Origin of the sequence: Halorubrum sp., assembly GCF_046498025.1 — an archaeon.
GTDB lineage: Archaea > Halobacteriota > Halobacteria > Halobacteriales > Haloferacaceae > Halorubrum.
This window is the reverse complement of sequence record NZ_JAWOBM010000022.1, coordinates 19,128-34,608: the sequence shown is the minus strand read 5'-3', so window position 1 is coordinate 34,608 and position 15,481 is coordinate 19,128. Positions and strand designations below refer to the sequence as shown.

16 protein-coding genes are annotated in these 15,481 nt (G+C 75.5%); 2 read left to right on the top strand and 14 right to left on the bottom strand.

Annotated features, from left to right (window positions below; genetic code table 11):
- Together R6U01_RS05870 and npdG are read right to left on the bottom strand one after the other, a co-directional pair.
- Positions 1-680 (bottom strand): polyprenyl synthetase family protein (locus tag R6U01_RS05870; protein WP_410285528.1); only part of this gene is annotated, 680 nt, incomplete at its 3' end.
- Between the two features lie 57 nt (positions 681-737).
- Complete coding sequence (npdG, locus tag R6U01_RS05865) at positions 738-1,406, bottom strand: NADPH-dependent F420 reductase (RefSeq protein ID WP_410285527.1); 669 nt, start codon at positions 1,404-1,406, stop codon at positions 738-740.
- A gap of 99 nt (positions 1,407-1,505) precedes the next feature.
- Between npdG and R6U01_RS05860 the strand changes: the two genes are divergently transcribed.
- On the top strand, positions 1,506-1,676 hold the full coding sequence (locus R6U01_RS05860) for a hypothetical protein (RefSeq protein ID WP_410285526.1): 171 nt from the start codon (positions 1,506-1,508) through the stop codon (positions 1,674-1,676).
- Between the two features lie 93 nt (positions 1,677-1,769).
- On the opposite strand, the gene fdhF is transcribed toward R6U01_RS05860, so the two are convergent.
- Together fdhF and R6U01_RS05850 are read right to left on the bottom strand one after the other, a co-directional pair.
- Positions 1,770-3,863, bottom strand: a complete 2,094-nt coding sequence (gene fdhF / locus R6U01_RS05855) for a formate dehydrogenase subunit alpha (protein WP_410285525.1) — start codon at positions 3,861-3,863, stop codon at positions 1,770-1,772.
- A gap of 128 nt (positions 3,864-3,991) precedes the next feature.
- Complete coding sequence (locus R6U01_RS05850) at positions 3,992-4,918, bottom strand: hypothetical protein (RefSeq protein WP_410285524.1); 927 nt, start codon at positions 4,916-4,918, stop codon at positions 3,992-3,994.
- 185 nt (positions 4,919-5,103) lie between these two features.
- On the opposite strand from R6U01_RS05850, the gene R6U01_RS05845 reads away from it, so the two are divergent.
- Positions 5,104-5,799: a helix-turn-helix domain-containing protein gene (locus R6U01_RS05845; protein ID WP_410285523.1), complete on the top strand. Its 696-nt coding sequence runs from the start codon at positions 5,104-5,106 to the stop codon at positions 5,797-5,799.
- Positions 5,800-5,847: 48 nt separating this feature from the next.
- On the opposite strand, the gene R6U01_RS05840 is transcribed toward R6U01_RS05845, so the two are convergent.
- The 10 genes from R6U01_RS05840 to R6U01_RS05795 form a co-directional block, all read right to left on the bottom strand.
- Positions 5,848-7,434, bottom strand: a complete 1,587-nt coding sequence (locus R6U01_RS05840) for a cobyric acid synthase (protein WP_410285522.1) — start codon at positions 7,432-7,434, stop codon at positions 5,848-5,850.
- Positions 7,435-7,477: 43 nt separating this feature from the next.
- Positions 7,478-8,194, bottom strand: coding sequence for a cob(I)yrinic acid a,c-diamide adenosyltransferase (locus R6U01_RS05835; RefSeq protein ID WP_410285521.1), 717 nt, complete (start codon positions 8,192-8,194; stop codon positions 7,478-7,480).
- Entirely contained in the window at positions 8,191-8,967 is a 777-nt protein-coding gene (locus tag R6U01_RS05830; protein WP_410285520.1) for an adenosylcobinamide amidohydrolase, read from the bottom strand. The genes R6U01_RS05835 and R6U01_RS05830 overlap by 4 nt, the downstream gene beginning before the upstream one ends.
- Entirely contained in the window at positions 8,960-10,027 is a 1,068-nt protein-coding gene (locus R6U01_RS05825) for an aminotransferase class I/II-fold pyridoxal phosphate-dependent enzyme (protein WP_410285519.1), read from the bottom strand. The genes R6U01_RS05830 and R6U01_RS05825 overlap by 8 nt, the downstream gene beginning before the upstream one ends.
- 8 nt (positions 10,028-10,035) lie before the next feature.
- The gene (locus tag R6U01_RS05820) at positions 10,036-10,716 is read right to left on the bottom strand and encodes an NTP transferase domain-containing protein (RefSeq protein ID WP_410285529.1); all 681 of its coding nucleotides are present in this window, start codon (positions 10,714-10,716) and stop codon (positions 10,036-10,038) included.
- Positions 10,716-11,480, bottom strand: a complete 765-nt coding sequence (gene cobS / locus R6U01_RS05815) for an adenosylcobinamide-GDP ribazoletransferase (RefSeq protein WP_410285518.1) — start codon at positions 11,478-11,480, stop codon at positions 10,716-10,718. The genes R6U01_RS05820 and cobS overlap by 1 nt, the downstream gene beginning before the upstream one ends.
- On the bottom strand, positions 11,477-12,529 hold the full coding sequence (locus R6U01_RS05810; RefSeq protein WP_410285517.1) for a CobD/CbiB family cobalamin biosynthesis protein: 1,053 nt from the start codon (positions 12,527-12,529) through the stop codon (positions 11,477-11,479). The genes cobS and R6U01_RS05810 overlap by 4 nt, the downstream gene beginning before the upstream one ends.
- The gene (locus tag R6U01_RS05805) at positions 12,526-13,836 is read right to left on the bottom strand and encodes a cobyrinic acid a,c-diamide synthase (RefSeq protein ID WP_410285516.1); all 1,311 of its coding nucleotides are present in this window, start codon (positions 13,834-13,836) and stop codon (positions 12,526-12,528) included. Before R6U01_RS05805 ends, R6U01_RS05810 begins: the two co-directional genes overlap by 4 nt.
- Positions 13,833-14,918, bottom strand: a complete 1,086-nt coding sequence (locus tag R6U01_RS05800; RefSeq protein ID WP_410285515.1) for a nicotinate-nucleotide--dimethylbenzimidazole phosphoribosyltransferase — start codon at positions 14,916-14,918, stop codon at positions 13,833-13,835. Before R6U01_RS05800 ends, R6U01_RS05805 begins: the two co-directional genes overlap by 4 nt.
- Positions 14,919-15,059: 141 nt before the next feature.
- Positions 15,060-15,446: a nuclear transport factor 2 family protein gene (locus tag R6U01_RS05795; protein WP_410285514.1), complete on the bottom strand. Its 387-nt coding sequence runs from the start codon at positions 15,444-15,446 to the stop codon at positions 15,060-15,062.
- Positions 15,447-15,481 lie beyond the last annotated feature (35 nt).

The window sequence follows — 15,481 nt, the reverse complement described above, 5'->3', positions numbered from 1 at the left end:
GAGGGCCGGTCCATCTCCGCGTCCTGTCCGGTCGGCTTGCCGAGGTCGTCGGCGTCGGCGGTCGCGTCGAGCACGTCGTCGCGCATCTGGAACGCGACGCCGACGCGCTCGGCGTACTCGCCGAACGAGTCGATCGCGTGGGGGTCGGCGCCGCCGGCGACCGCGCCGAGCTCGGCGGCGGCCCGGAACAGCGCGCCGGTCTTCCGTCGGGCGAGCTCCATGTACTCCGGCTCCGTCGTCGGGCGGTCGGCGAGCTCCGTCGCCTCGCCCTCGCCGAGCTCGACCATCGCCTCGGCGACGGTCCGCATGGCGCGGGGCTCCGTCGAGAACAGCCCGAACGCCTCGCCCAGCAGGCCGTCGCTGGCGATGATCGCGGGGCCGTACCCGAACTCGGCCCACGCGGAGGGGGTGCCGCGCCGGACCTCAGAACGGTCGATGATGTCGTCGATGACGAGCGACGCGTTGTGGACGAACTCGATGCCGGCCGCGAAGTCGACGGCGTCGTCGGGGTCGCCGTCGAACGCCTCGCAGGCGAGGATCGTCACCGCCGGACGGACTCGCTTGCCGCCGGCGAGCACGACGTGGCCGACCTCGTCGGACAGCTCGTCGGGCTCGACTTCGTCGATGACGGCCTCCAGCCGGTTCTCGACGAGCGCGACCCGGCGCTCCAGGTACTCCATCTATCGCCCGGAGGAGCCGGTCGCGCAAAGGCCTAACGGAACGGCGGCCGCGAGCGCTTACCTGAATTCGATGCCGAGGTCGTGCAGGCCGTCGTTGTTGCTGGCGACGTTGATAAGGAGGGGGGTGAGTCCCTCGATCTCGGGCGCGTTGGCGATTCCGCCGGCGTCGAGCGCACGGAGCCCCTCGATCCCCTCCGCGACGTCCGTGACCGTCCGCTTGGCGTCCTCGTCGTCGCCGATCACGAGCGTGTCGATCCCGAGGTCGGCGTCGAGGTTCGCGAGCCGGCCCGCCGCGAGGTTGTGGAACGCGCCGACGACGTCGACGCCCTCCGGCGAGGCGTCCGCCGCGATCCGCGTCACCGAGCCCGCGCCCGGCCTGTGGTAGTGGAACCCCTCGTCGTCGCGTTTCATCCCCGTCGCGGGGGAGACGAGGACGTCGCCGTCGTCAAGCTCGTCCGCGATCGCCTCGACCGTATCGCCGACGTGGTACGGCGGGACGGCGAGGACGACGACCTTCGCCGCGGCCGCGACGACCGCGTTCTCGTCGCCCTCGACCGTCGCGTCGAGGCCGCGGCTCTCCAGCTCCGTGGTGTACTCCTCGGCCTTGTTCTCGGCCTTCTCGGCCTCTCGCGAGCCGATCGAGACGCGGTGAGACGTGTCGGCCGCCAGCCGGAGGGCCAGCCCCTCGCCGATGTCGCCGGTACCGCCGAGTATCGCGATCTTCATACGACACGTGGGGTCGCTCGCGTCTTAGGGGTTGCGTGACCGGCCGTCCTCGCCACCGTTCGGGTCGGGGTTCATGTACGCCGGTCGCCTACCGAACGCATGAGTACTACCCCGTCGCTCGCGCTCCGCTACGTCGCCTGCGACGCCTGCGGAACGGTGTTCGCGCTGCCCGACGACCCCGCGGAGCCGGACGCCTGCGGCCGGTGCGGCGCCCGACCCCTCCGCGAGCTCCGCGGTATCTGCGGACCGGACGCCTACTTCGCTCCCTGAGGCCGGCGACCCGCCGTTCGCGGGTGGTGGCCACTCGATCGCCGCCGTCGAGTCGGGGCCGTTGAGACCGGTGAGCGCGGTCGCGACGACCCCTCAGTCAGCGCCGGCCGCGTCGCGCTCGCCGGCCGCGTCGCCTTCGGCGGCCTGCTCGACGGTGACCGCCGAGTGCTTGAACTCGGGGATCCCCGCGTCCGGGTCGAGCGCGTCGCCCGTCAGGGCGTTCGCGAGCGGTTCCGGGTAGTGGAACGTACAGAACGTCACGCCCTCGCGGACCGCCGGCGTGACCTCGGCCGTCGCCTCGACGGTCCCGCGCTCGTTCGAGACCGTCACCCGGTCGCCGTCCTCGATCCCGCGGTCGGCCGCGTCCGCCGGGTGGATCTGGAGCGCGTCCTCGCCGCGCATCGCCACGAGCCGGTCCGACCGCCGGCTGAGCGCCCCGCTGTTGAAGTGCTGGAGCACGCGCCCGGTCGTGAGGGTCAGCTCGCCCGCCTCGAGGGCGTCCGCGGGCGGGACCGGGTCGACGACCGCGAGCGGCGCGGTGCGCTCGCCGGTCGAGAACGTCCCGGCGTGTAACACGTCCGTCCCGGCGTCGTCGTCGGCCGAGAAGGGCCAGCGCTGGTAGCCGTCGCCGATCCCCTCGTAACTTATTCCCTCGTAGACGGGGGCGACCCGCGTCAGCTCGTCGAAGGCCCTCGCCGGTCCGTCGTACGCGAACGCGTCGGGCCGGTCGGTCAGTCGACGCCCGAGCGCACACAGTATCTCGAAGTCGCGCCTGGCGTTCCCGGGGAGGTCGGCGTTGGGCCGCATCCGCATCACGCGGCGGTCGGTGTTCGTCACGGTGCCGGCCTTCTCGGCCCACGCACTCCCCGGGAGCACCACGTCCGCGTGGGCCGCGGTCGCCGTCTCGAACAGGTCGACGACGACGCAGAAGTCGAGCTCCTCGAACGCCGACGCGACCGCGGACGCGTTCGGCTCGGTGACCGCCGGGTTCTCGCCGAAGACGACCGCCGCCCGCACCTCGTCACCGAATCGGTGGGTCGCCTCGACCTCGGTGAGCCCGGGCTCGGCCGGCGGCTCGACCCCCCACTCCGCGGCGACGCGCTCGCGGGCGTCCGGGTCCGTCACGGACTCGTAGCCGGGGAGCACGCCCGGGAGTCCGCCGACGTCGCTGGCGCCCTGCACGTTGTTCTGGCCCCGGAGGGGGTTCACGCCGGTGCCGGGTCGCCCGACGTTGCCGGTCAGCAGCGCGAGGTTGAGCAGGGTGTGGACGTTGTCGGTGCCGCAGCGGTGCTGGCTCGTCCCCATCCCCGTCACAATCGCGGCGCGGTCCGCCTCGCCGTACGCCCGGGCCGCCTCGCGGAGGGCCGCCGGCTCGACGCCGGCTGCCCGGGCGTTCGCCGCGACGTCGACGTCGGACAGGTGCTCGCGCAGCCGGTCGAACCCGGTCGTCCGTTCGGCGAGGAACGCCTCGTCGACGAGGTCCTCCTCGACGAGGACCGCGGCGATCGCGTTCGCCACTTCGATGTCGGTGCCGGGGCGCAGCGGGAGGTGCACATCGGCCGCCTCGGTCGTGTCGTTCGCGCGGGGGTCGACGTGAACCAGCGTCGCGCCGTCGCGGATCGCCGGGAGAAGGTACGACCGGAACGCGACGGGGTGCTGTTCCGCCGGGTTCGCGCCGTTGACGAAGATGCAGTCCGCCCCCCGCAGGTCGTCGAGGGTGTTCGTCATCGCGCCGGCGCCGAGCCGGTCGCTCATCGCGGCGACGGTCGAGGCGTGACAGAGGCGCGCGCAGTTGTCCACGTTGTTCGTCCCGAGGACCCGCGCGAGCTTCTGCAGGACGTAGTTCTCCTCGTTCGTGCAGTTCGAGGAGGCGAAGAACTGCACGGCGTCCGGGCCGTGTTCGTCGATCACCCGCCCGATCCCGTCGGCGACGCGGTCGAGCGCCTCCTCCCACGGCGCCGTGACGAAGCGACCGCTGTGCCTGACGAGCGGCTCGGTCAGGCGGTCCTCGTGGTCGACCACGTCGAACGCGGCCGCGCCCTTCGGACAGATCTCTCCGCGCGCGTTCACCGGTCCCTCGACGCCGGTCGCGCTCCCGCCGCCGGCGTACTCGATGGTACAGCCGACGCCGCAGAACGGACAGACGCTTTGGTTCGACTCGAAGCTCCGCTCGGTCGGGTCCGTCATCGCGTCGACAGAGGGGCTCCACGGCCCTCCCGGTGCCACCGGAGTAGCGTGGTGTTTTAAATATTCACCTCGCGCTCCGCGGCGGAACACGAGTGCGGCCGCCGATTCCCCCGCGGCCGCGCCGCCGGTCAGCCCGTCACGACGTCGCCGGCGACCGGGGCGACGACGCGACCGAGCGACAGGAGGCCGGCGGTGACGAGGCAGGCGGCGAACGCGATCGTCCCGAGCTTCCCGCCGAACCCGACGACGTACGGAGCGGCCCCGACGAACGCGACGCCCGTGAGCCCGCCGGCGAGCAGCATCGCGCCGGGACCGGGGATCCGTTCCGGCGTCGCCATCCCGGCGAACGAGGCGCAGAAGGCGACGGCCGCGACCGCGTCGCCGGCGGCGAACAGCGGCGGACAGACGGTCCCGGCGACGAGCCCGACGACCGCGGAGCCGACGACCGGCCCGTGGTCGAGCCGGACGCTCACGGCGAACGTGGCGAGCGCGGCGACCGTCGCCGCGACGACCAGCCCCCCCGCGAGGGTCGGCTCCGGAACCGACCCCGTTCCGGGGGCGAGCCCGCCGAGCGCCGCCACCGTCAGGCACCCGACGAACGCGGTCGTCCCGAGCTTCCCGCCGAACCCGTTGAACGCGCGCTTGGCGGCCACGAAGACGGCGGCGGCGACGCCCCCCGCCGCGGCCACCGACCCGAGGTCGGCGGCGGCCGCCGGGGTCGCCATTCCCACGAACGAGCCGCAGTACGCCGGGGCGCCGTACGTCTCGGTCAGGAGGTACGCGCAGAGCCCGACGAGCGCGGACGCCACGACCGGCCCGACGCCGACGCGAACGGAGAGCGCGTAGGTGACCGGCGCCGCGACGGCCACGGCGGCCGCGTTGCCGAGATCGGTTCGCGTGACGCGGAACTCGTCGGTCCGCAACGCCCACCTGACCTCCCTCGCGGCGGCGTACCCGAGGCCCGTCGCGGTGATCGCGACGGCGAGGACGCCGATCAAGAGCGCGGTGTCGGCCCCCGTCCCGTCCGCCAGGCCGGCGGCCGCCGCGACGCTCATTCCCGCTCCGGCACCCCCCAGGGAGACCGCTCCGACGGCGTGGGTCGCTCGGTGCACGACCGCGGCTCCGGGCCGCGAACCGATACCGACCGACCCACAGTAGTGCGGGTGTTCTCGGGGTCACCCCGGGCGACCCGCCTCGTCTGGGATCAGGCCTTTGTGTCCGTCGCCCCACCCTCGATCCGATGGGAACCGGACGCGAACCGACTGACGAGCGCGCGGGAGAGGCTCCCGAGGGCGTCCGCGCCGGCGTCGCTGTCCACGGCGCGCGGAACTGCCCGGTCGTCGCGGCCTCGACCGCCCACGACGGCCCGATCACGGGCGTCAACTGGACGCACGCGGGCGACACGCACACCGAGGAGTTCCGCGCCCGCGACCCGGAGGCGGTCGACCGCGCGGCGGACGTCCCCGCCGCCGCGTCGGTCGTCGACCTCGGCGACGAGCGCGTGTACCGGTACGACCGCCCGCGCGACGGGGAGTGCGCCTGTCGGGTCATCGAGGAGCTCGACTGTCCGATCGCCGACGCGCGCGCCGAGGACGGCGTCCTGCTCCTCACGCTCCACCTCCCCGACCTCGAACGCCTCCGCGACATCGTCTCGGCGCTCGACGGCATCGCCGACCGGGTCGAGGTCCGCTACCTCGTCCACGGGGCGGCCGACGGCGACGGGGTGCCGGACCGGACCCTCGTCGACCGCGGCAGACTCACCGACCGCCAGTGCGAGGTACTGCGCACCGCCTACGACATGGGGTACTTCGAGCGCCCCCGCGACGCCAACGCGAGGGCGGTCGCCGAGGCGCTCGACATCGCCCCCTCGACGTTCGCCGAGCACCTCGCGGCGGCACAGCGGAAGCTGTTGGAGGAGACGCTGGCCGGCGAGTGACCGGTCGCCCGCGGCGAGGATTTATAAGCGGACTTCGCGCGAGGTCGGTCAGCCGAGGCCGCCGAACCCGAGCGCCGCGAGGTCGACGTTGTCGGCGACGAGGTCGGCGGCGCGGTCGTAGGGGGAGCGCTCGCCCGCCCCCGCGGTCGCGCCTCCTCCGCCCTCGCCCCCGCCAGCCCCGGTCACCGGTCGCGGCTTCCCCGCCGCCGCGAACACCCGTTCCACGAACGCCTCGCGGACGCCCTCGTTCTCGAAGAGGCCGTGGAGGTACGTCCCGAGCGCCCGGTCGGTCGCCGCGCTCTCCGGGCCCAGCGGCCGGGCGACCGCCGCCGTGGGCGACGACCGGCCCATGTGAATCTCGTAGCCGGTCGCGGTCCCGTCCGCGCCGGCGAGCGGCCCGACCCCGTCGACCGACCGCGTCACGCGCTCCACGCGCTTGTCGGTCGCGAAGCGCGTCTCGACCGGGAGCACGCCGACGCCCTCGACCTCGGTCCGCGCGCCGGTCCCCTCCATGTCGGCGTTCGTCAGTCGCTCGCCGAGGATCTGGTAGCCGCCGCAGAGGCCGACGATCGGGCCCGCGAACCCGTGGAGCGCGTCGTCGAAGCCGGCGTCGCGGAGCGCGAGCAGGTCGTCGACGGTGTTCTTCGAGCCGGGGAGGACGACCGCGTCGGCGTCGGCGAGGGGGTCGGTCCCCCCGCCGGAGCCGTCGAGCGGGACGTACGCCACCCGAACCCCCGACTCGCGCGCCAGCGGCTCCAGGTCGGTGAAGTTCGAGATCCGCGGGAGCCGCGGGACGGCGATCCGGACCGCGTCGGCGTCCGCGACCCCGTCGTCCGCGCCGAGGGGGTTCGCTCCGTCTCCGCCCCGACCCCCGTCCGCGTCCGGCAGCGAGAGGCTGTCCTCTGCGGGGAGGCCGGGGTCGTCGTGCGGGACGACGCCGACGATCGGGACGCCCGTTCGGTCCTCGATCTCCGCGATGCCGGGCGCCAGGAGGGAGGGGTCGCCGCGGAACTTCGTGACGACCGCGCCGGCGACGCGCTCGCGGACGTCGTCGGGGAGGAGTTCGAGCGTCCCGTAGAGGCTCGCGAAGGCGCCGCCGCGCTCGATGTCGACCGCGATCAGGACCCGCGCGTCGGCGAACCGGGCGCACTCGACGTTCGCGAGGTCCCGGTCGTGGAGGTTGATCTCGGCGATGCTGCCCGCGCCCTCGGCGACGATCACGTCGTGGTCGGCGGCGAGCCGGCGGTGCGCCGCGACGGCGGCCTCGCGGGCGGTCTCCCAGTGCGACTCGTAGTACTCGCCGGCCGCGTAGTGACCGACGGCCTCGCCGTCGACGATCAGCTGGCTCTCGCCGTCGCCGCGGGGCTTGAGCAGCACGGGGTTCACGTCGGTCGTCGCCGGGAGCTCGGCCGCCCGCGCCTGCACGAACTGGGAGACGCCGACCTCGCCCCACTCGCCGTCCGGAGCGAGCGCGACCCGGGCGTTGTTGCTCATGTTCTGGGCCTTGAACGGGGCGACCGCGACCCCGTTCCGGGCGAGGTGTCGGCAGAGCCCGGCCGCCAGCGTGCTCTTGCCGGCGTGGCTCGCCGTGCCGGCGATCAGAACCGTATCGGCGTCGAGTTCGGGGTCGGTCACGGGCGCCTCCGACGGGGCGCGCGTCGCGGCCGGGCCATCGGTCTCAGTACTCCGTCCCCCGCCGGGCGCGGTGGCCCGCGTCGAACGGGTGGGCGACCTTCCGGACGTTCGTGATCAGGTCCGCGACCCCCTCCAGATACGCCGGCTCCGCGTGGCTCCCGGTGAGGACGAGTTCGAGCCCGTCGGGCTTCGACTCGGCGAGCGCGACGACGTCGTCGGGGTCGACGAGCCCGCGGTCGGCCGCGTACAGCAGCTCGTCTAAGATCAGCATGTGGACGCCGTCGTCGGGGTCGCCGTCGAGCGGGAGCGGGGCGGAGAGGTCGGCGTCGGCGGCGCCCGCGACGAGCGCCTCGGCGCGCTCGAAGGCGGCCGACGCCTTCGCCTCGTGCTCGTCGTCCGCTGACCCGTCGAGCAGCCCGTGCCAGCCGTAGTGACCGGCGTTCTCGTAGGTGAACCCCGGCATCGCGGCGATCGCGTTGTACTCGCCCCTGACGCCCTCGACGCTGTCGGCGCCTCCCTTCATGAACTGGAGCATGTGGACGCGGTAGCCGTGCCCCGCGGCCCGGAATCCCATTCCCATCGCCGCCGTGGTCTTGCCCTTCCCGTCGCCCCACCAGGCCTGCACGAGCCCGAACTCCTCGGGCGCGGCCGGCTCGATCGGCTCCGGCTCGGGGGTCGCGCCGCCGCCGGGCGTCCGGGTCGCGGGGATCTCGTCGGTCGATTCGCCGTCAGCCGTCTCGTCGGTGTCGTCGTGTGTCATAATTTAAATACCTCCGCCCGCTCGTCGGCGACGACGCCGTGTTCGGCGTCGCCGGCCGGGCCGGGCAGGTCGCCGTCCGGGTACCGCGACCGCAGGCTCGCGCGGACCGCGTCCCGGACGCAGACGCGGGCCGCCGCGCCGACCGGCGTGGCGCTGCCCGAGAACGCCGCCGGCTTTCCGTCCGGGTCGTCGGCGACCACGACCGCGTCGCTGGTCGTCCCCGGCACGCCCGCGGTCGCGAGCAGCGTCGCCGCCTTCGCCTCGGCCGCGACGGCGACGAGGTTCGCCGCGGCGCCGTCCGCGAGCCGCCGGGTCGTCCCGACGATCAGGTTGACCGTGCCGGGTCGCCGGGGCGGTTCCGCGTCCGTCGCCTGATCGTCGCGCCCCGTCTCGGCCGCGTCGCCCGCGCCGTCCGCGTCGCCCGCGCCGTCCGCCGCCGGGTCCATCGGGAGCATCGCCGGGTTCGAGAGCCCGACGGTCGCGTACGCGACGACGGGTCCGCGGCGGGCGCCCCGCGCGTGCTCCATCGAGACGCCGGTGAACAGGGTCGGCGGGTCGCCGCCGCGTCCCGCGTCGCTCTCGCTTTTAAACCCCGCCCGCGCCAGCCGCTCGTCGCGGTACGCGCCGAGGTCGGTGCGCTCGAACCCCTCCGGGACGGCGACGTTGTAGGCGGCGGGCCCGCGCGAGCGACCGCCGCTCCACCCGGTCGAGAGCCAGCGCGTCCCCGGGCGCCGCAGGCGGAGGACGCCGTCGCGCACGGTCGCCTCAAACATCGTCGCCCTCCGCGGTCGTTGTCGCGCCGTCGTCCGTCCTCCCCTCTCCCACGCCGAGCGCCGAGAGCAGCCGGTCGTTCTCGGCGGGCCGGCGCACCGCGACGCGGACGTGCGAGTCGAGCCCGCGGAAGGTGGTCGCGTCCCTGACCGCCACGCCGCGCTCGCGGGCGTCCCGGACGACCGCCTCGACCGACCGGCCGTCCGGCCCGACGTCGAGCAGCAGGAACGGCGCGTCGGAGGGGGAGACGCCGTAGCGCTCGCCGAGGGCCTCGCGCATTCGGGACCGCTCCGAACGGACGCGCTCGCGGGTCTCATTTATAAACTCCTCCCGCCGCATGCAGTGCGCGCCGGTCGCGAGGGCCGGGGCGCTCAGGTTCCACGGCCGTCGGACGTTCGAGAGCGCGGCGCCGAACGCGCCCGTCGCGACCGCGAACCCCGCCCGGATCCCGGGCAGGCCGAACAGCTTCGTGAGCGAACGGGCGACGACGACCCCGTCGGTCCCCGCGAGCGACGGGCGGTCGGTGAACCCGAGGAACGCCTCGTCGACGAGCAGGGGCGTTCCGGCCTCGCGACACCGCGCCGCGAAGCGATCCAGCGTTTCGCGGTCGGACGCGGCCCCGGTCGGGTTGTTCGGATTGCAGACGACCGCGAGCGCGTGGCCGCTCGGGTCGGCGTCGGGGACCTCGCCCGCCGGAACGAACGCGGGCTCGCCCCCCTGCAGCCGCACCTCGCGGGCGTACTCGCCGAAGCTCGGTGCCGGAACGAGCGCGGTCTCGCCCGGGTCGACCGCGAGCGCGACCGCCGCCCGGATCGCGGCGAGCCCGCCGGGTGCCGGGATCACGTCCTCGGGGGCGCAGCCGACGTACTCGGCCGCGGCCGCCCGGAACGCCGTCGGCGGCTCCGGGGGATAGCTCCGCGCGTCGGCGAACGTCTCGCGGTAGAGTCCCTCGACGCCCTCGGGGACCTCGGGGTTGGTGTTCGCCGAGAAGTCCAACAGGTCGGGGTCGTCGCTGCTTCCGTGGGGCGCGCGGTCGAGGTCGATGGCGTCGTCGAGGTTCATGGGTGTCTTCAGTCGTCGTCCGCGTCGGCCTCCCGGTCGGCGAGCAGTCGCTCCGCCGCCCGCACGTCCGACGGGTAGTTGACGTTGACGGCGAGCCGGACGTCCTCGGTGAGGTGAACGGCGGCGTCGCCGTCGTCGCTCTCTTCTGCGTCGCCGCGTTCGGTCTCACTCCGCCCCCCGACGACGTTGATTCCGGCGGGGACGACCTCGCGCCCGTCGATCTCGCTCGTCGCGTCGGCGCTGACGCCGAGCTCGCGCTTGCGCGCCGCGGGGACGCAGACGGTGAGCGACGACGACGCGTCGTCGTCGCCGGCGGCCCGAGCGGCGTCGATCACGCCGTTCACGGCCGCGGCGTCCACGAGCGGGAGGTCGGCGGCGACGGTCAGGAGGGGCGGCGGGGCCGCGTCGGCGCTCTCCGCCCCGACCCGCTCCATCGCGTACTGCAGGTCCGCGACGTAGCCGTCGCCCGGGGCGTCGATCACGCGGAGCCCCGGCCGCTCTCCACCCTGCCGTCGCTCGAGGAGGTGCTCCCGCGTCGCCGGCGCGTGCGGCGAGACGACCGCGTGCGTCGTCTCGACGCGGCTCTCGGCGAGCGCGTCGAGCGCGCGGTCGACCATCGGTCGCCCTCCGATCGGGATCAACGGCTTTTCCGTTCCGTCACCGAGTCGCGTCCCCCGGCCGCCGCACATCACAAGCGCGTCCACGCGATCACCCCCGCGTGCAGCGCGGCGACCCGCGCGAGCTCGTTCGTCGCGCCGAGCACGTCGCCGGAGACGCCGCCGAGCCGTCGACGGGCCCACCGTCGGAGCAGCCCCGCCGTCGCCAGCGCGGCGAGGAGCGCGGCGACCCCCGGCAGGACCCGCGGCCACGCGAGCAGCGCCGCCGGCGCCGCGAGCGCCAGAGCCGCGAGCGCGTCGCGGGGCGCCGTCCCCTCGGTCAGCGCGGAGCCGAGCCCCTCGTGGGCCGCGTCGCCGACGCAGACGAGCGTCGCGGTCGCGGCCTTCGCGCCGACCTCGGCGGCGACGACGATCCCGGTCGCCGTGAGGAGCTCGTTCCGCGCGGTCGCGGCCTCGATGAGTCCGAGGGCGGCGGTCGCCAGCCCGAGGACGACGGCGACGAGCGCGACCGTCCCGCCGACGCCGAGCGCGGAGTCCTTCAGGACCTCTCGGCGGTCGTCCGGCGTCCCGTGGACGACCGCCGCGTCGCCGAGGTCGGCCACCCCGTCGAGGTGGGTGATCCCGGTCACGGCGTACACGGCGAGCGGGAACGCCAGCGCGACGGTCGGAGCCGGGACGGGCGCGAGCAGGGGGAGCGCGACGAGCCCGCCGACGAGGTAGCCGACGACCGGGAACGTCCACGGCGCCCGCCCGAACGCCTCCCACGCCGCCTCGCTCCGGCCGACCGGGACCCGGGTGAGGAAGCCGAGCGCGCCCCGGAGCGCGGCCGCGGTCATCCGATCACCCCCGCGAGCGACGGGGACAAGCCGCCCGACAGCAGCCACCCGACCGCGAGCAGCCACCCCGCCGTCCCCGCGACGGCGACGCCGCCGGCGACGCCGACGAGCCGGACCGCGCGCTCCGCGTCGGCGACGGTCGGGGACGCGGCGGCCGCGTTGAGCGCGTAGTGTCCCGGCTTCGCCAGCCGCACGTCGAGCGCGGCCGCCGCGGTCGCCATCGGCCACCCGGAGTTCGGCGACGTCGGCTCCCGCGCCCACGTCCGGGCCCGCGACAGCGTCCCGACCGACCCGGCCGCGAGCGCGAGACACGCCGCGGTCGCGCGGGCAGGGAGGTACATGACCGCGTCGTCGAGGCGGGCGCTCGCCCAGCCGACCGGCTTCGTCCGGTAGCCGAGCATCGAGTCGAGCGTGTTTACGGCCTTCACCCACGCCGCGCCGGCGATCCCCGCGGCGAGCGGGAGGGCGGACGCCGGGGCGATCGCCAGCCCGACCGTCGCCCCGGCCGCGAACCCCGCCAGCGGGGCGACGAAGCCGTCGGCGAGGTTCTCGGTCGCGCTCTCGACGGCCGCGCTCCGGAGGGCCGCCGGCGAGAGGTCGGCGGCGTCCCGCCCCACGAGCGCCCGGACCGACTCGCGGGCCGCCTCCGGGTCCGCCTCGCTCAGCGCGACGACCTCCGCGGTGACCTCGCGCAGCATCCGGAGGCTGACGAACGAGAAGAGGAGCGCGCCGGCGACGAGGACGGCGAGGAGTCCCGGGTCCGCGCCCGCCCGCGGCCAGACGCCCGCCCGCGGCCCGACGCCCGCCGCGACCGCCACGGTCCCGCCGGCGACCGCCGCGGCGACGAGCGGGAGCCCGGTCGCGGCCGCGACGCCGGCGATCCGCGGGCGCGCCCACGATCGATCGACCCGCTCGACGACCGAGCCGAACAGCGCGACGGGGTGGACCCGCCCCGGCGGCTCCGCGACGGCGAGGTCGAGCGCGACCGCGATCGCCAGCGCGGCGGGGGGGGCGAGCACCGGGGCGGAGAGAAGAGCGGTCACGGTCACAGCCCGTCGAGGAACGCGTCGAACGCCCCGCTCTCGGGGTGGACGTGACAGTACGTTCCGAGCGTCCGGTGTTCGGTCAGCCCGTCGCGGTCGCCGTCGATCCCGGTCCCGCGCTCCACGTCGAAGGCGAACCGGGCGTCGCCCGCGACGTCGGCCGCGGAGTAGTGGAACTCGTGGCCCCGCAGGGTCTCCCCCGCCGCGGCCGTCGGGGCGTCCCGCCGCGCCCGCAGCTCGACGTGGTCGAGCGCCTGGTACCGGTCGCGCATCCGCACGTCGGCCGGGAGGACGCCCGCCATCGCGTGCGTCTCGCCCTCGACGGTCGTCAGCGACTCCGCGAGCGCCATCAGCCCGCCGCACTCGCCGAGCACGGGAACGCCCGCCGCCGCCGCCTCGGCGACGTCGGCGAGCGCCGGGCCCTCCGCGAGCGCCGCGGCGTGCAGCTCCGGGTAGCCGCCGGGGAGGTAGACGCCGTCGCAGGGCGGGAGCGGGTCGCCCGCGGTCGGCGCGAACGGCTCGACGGTCGCCCGCTCGCGCAGGCGCTCCATCGTCGCCGGGTACGCGAACCGGAACGCCTCGTCGCGGGCGACCGCGACGCGCGGGCGGTCGCCGGCGGCGCTAGCCGCGTCGCTCGATACGTCTGCCTCCGCCGCCGGCTCCCGCGCGAGGTCGAGCAGCCGCTCCGTCCGAAGCGTTTCGGCGGCGGTGTCCAGCGCGTCCTCGGGCACGGGCGACTCCGCACCCATGTGCAGTCCGAGGTGGCGCTCGGGGACCTCGAGGTCGTCGTTCGGCGGGATCCGACCGAGGTATGTCAGCTCCTCCGGGAGCGCCTCGCGGATCCCGTCCTCGTGGCGGCCGCCGTGCGCGCGCTGGGCGATCACCCCGGCGACGTCGATATCGCGCCCCGCGCGCTCGGCGTACGCCCGAAAGCCGAGCGCGGTCGCCGCGACGCTCTCCATCCCCGCGCTCGCGTCGACGACGAGCGCGACCGGGAGGTCGAGCGCCTCGGCGACCGCGGCCGTGCTCGACCCGTCGCCGTCGTACAGCCCCATCACGCCCTCGACGACGCAGACGTCGCCCGCGCCGCGGGCGTAGTTCCGGCGCAGCCCGTCCGCGCCCTGGAGCCAGAGGTCGAGCGTGCGGGAGGGGCGCCCCGCGACGCGCTCGTGGTGGCTCGGGTCGATGAAGTCCGGCCCCGCCTTCGCCGGCTGGACCGCGCGGCCCGCGCCTTCCAGCGCCCGGATCGCCGCCAGCGTCGCGACGGTCTTCCCGACGCCGGAGCTGACGCCGCCGAGGACGACCCCCCTCACGGCGCATCACCCGCGGTCGGTTCGGGACCGCGCCCGGCGAGCAGTCGGTCCGTGATCGCGCCGACACGCTCGCGCAGGTCGGCGTCGGCGACGCCGGCGCGGTCGGCGAGCGCCAGCGCGCCGCCCATTCCGACGCCCTCCTTCGCCTCGCCGCGGGCGTACGCCCGCATCGCCGGGCGGTCGCTCGCGTCGAACCCGGGGTCGGTCGCGGTCAGCGTCAGGTCGAGATCGTCCGCGAGCCCGGCCACGTCCGCGGTCGGGTCGTCGGCGACGAACGCGGTCGTCGCCAGCGGGAGCCGCCGGTCGACGCCCGCGTGCCGCGCCAGCGCGGCGACCGTCGCCAGCTGGGTGCCGCCCGCGAGGGTCACGTCGACCCCGCGCTCGACGGCGCCGACGACGAGTCCGGCGGCCGCCGCGAGCACGGGGTCGCCCATCAGTCGGACCGCCTCGACGGGGTCGCCCGCGGCGTCGCCGGGAGAGAGCCCGCTCGCGGCCAGCCCCTCCTCGACGACCGCCCGCTTTCTCGCCAGCGGGTTCGCCGCCAGCGACGAGGAGACGACCGGCCGCTCGCCGAGCGCGGTCAGGACGCCGAGCGCGGTCGTCGTCCCGCCGGGGACCGTCTCGCCGACGAGGAGTTCGTGGGGGGCGTTTCCCTCGGCGGCGGCGTCACCGTCGGCGCCCCCCGCGCCCGCTATCGTCCCCGCCAGCCCGCGTCCGCGCTCGAAGACGGCCGCCGCGTCCGGCACCGGCTCGCGCGTTCGGACGTCGCCGCCGGGGGTCGCGTCCGCGTCGAGGACCGACGCCGACGCGGGCGACGTCGGCACCGCCAGTCCCGCGTCGACCCCGACGAATTCGACGTCGACGAGCGCTCGGACCGCCCGGGTGACGACCGCGGGCGTCGGACAGCCGGACGGGCTGACCGGCACCGGCGATCCCGGTGCGGGCCGGCCGTCGGCGACGATCTCCAGGTCCGCGCTCGGCGTGTGTCGTCGGAGCGTCGGATCGGCGCCCGCGGCACTGATGCCGTCGATACCGGCCGTCTCGGTCGCGCCGGCGACGACCGCGAGGACCGGGTCGCTCACGCGGCACCTCCCGCCGACCGCGTCGGTCGAACCCGTCCGACGGCCGCCCTCTCGATGATGCCCACTAGCGGTTGGTTAGCACAAGTCGACTTTAATCGATCGGGATCGGGGGCCGGGCGAGGGGTCGCCTCGGCGGGCCGGTCACAGCTCGTCGGCCGTGCTCACATGCATCCCGACGAAGCGCCACTCGCCGGCCCGCCGTTCGAGCGTGCCGCTCCAGCGCGTCTCGAACGCGCGTCGGTCGCCCGTCGCCGCGTCGGTCCAGGCCATCGACACGTCGTCGCTGAACCACGCGTGGCGGTCCCGCTCGGCGACGTGCAGCGCGCGGCTCGTCACCGCCCAGTCGGTCGTCGTTTCGGTCTGCCGCCGGAGCCCGGCCCGGATCGCGTCCGCGCCGACCAGCCGCTCGGAGATCCCGAACTTCACGGGCTCGTCGTCGCCGTCGTCGGCCGCGGCGAAGTACGGGCCGAGCGGCTCGCCGCCCCGGAGCGCGTCGTAGTAGGCCTCGATCTGCTCGCGTGCGTCCATACTCGGCTCTGCGGCTCCTGACGGAAGTCTCGTTC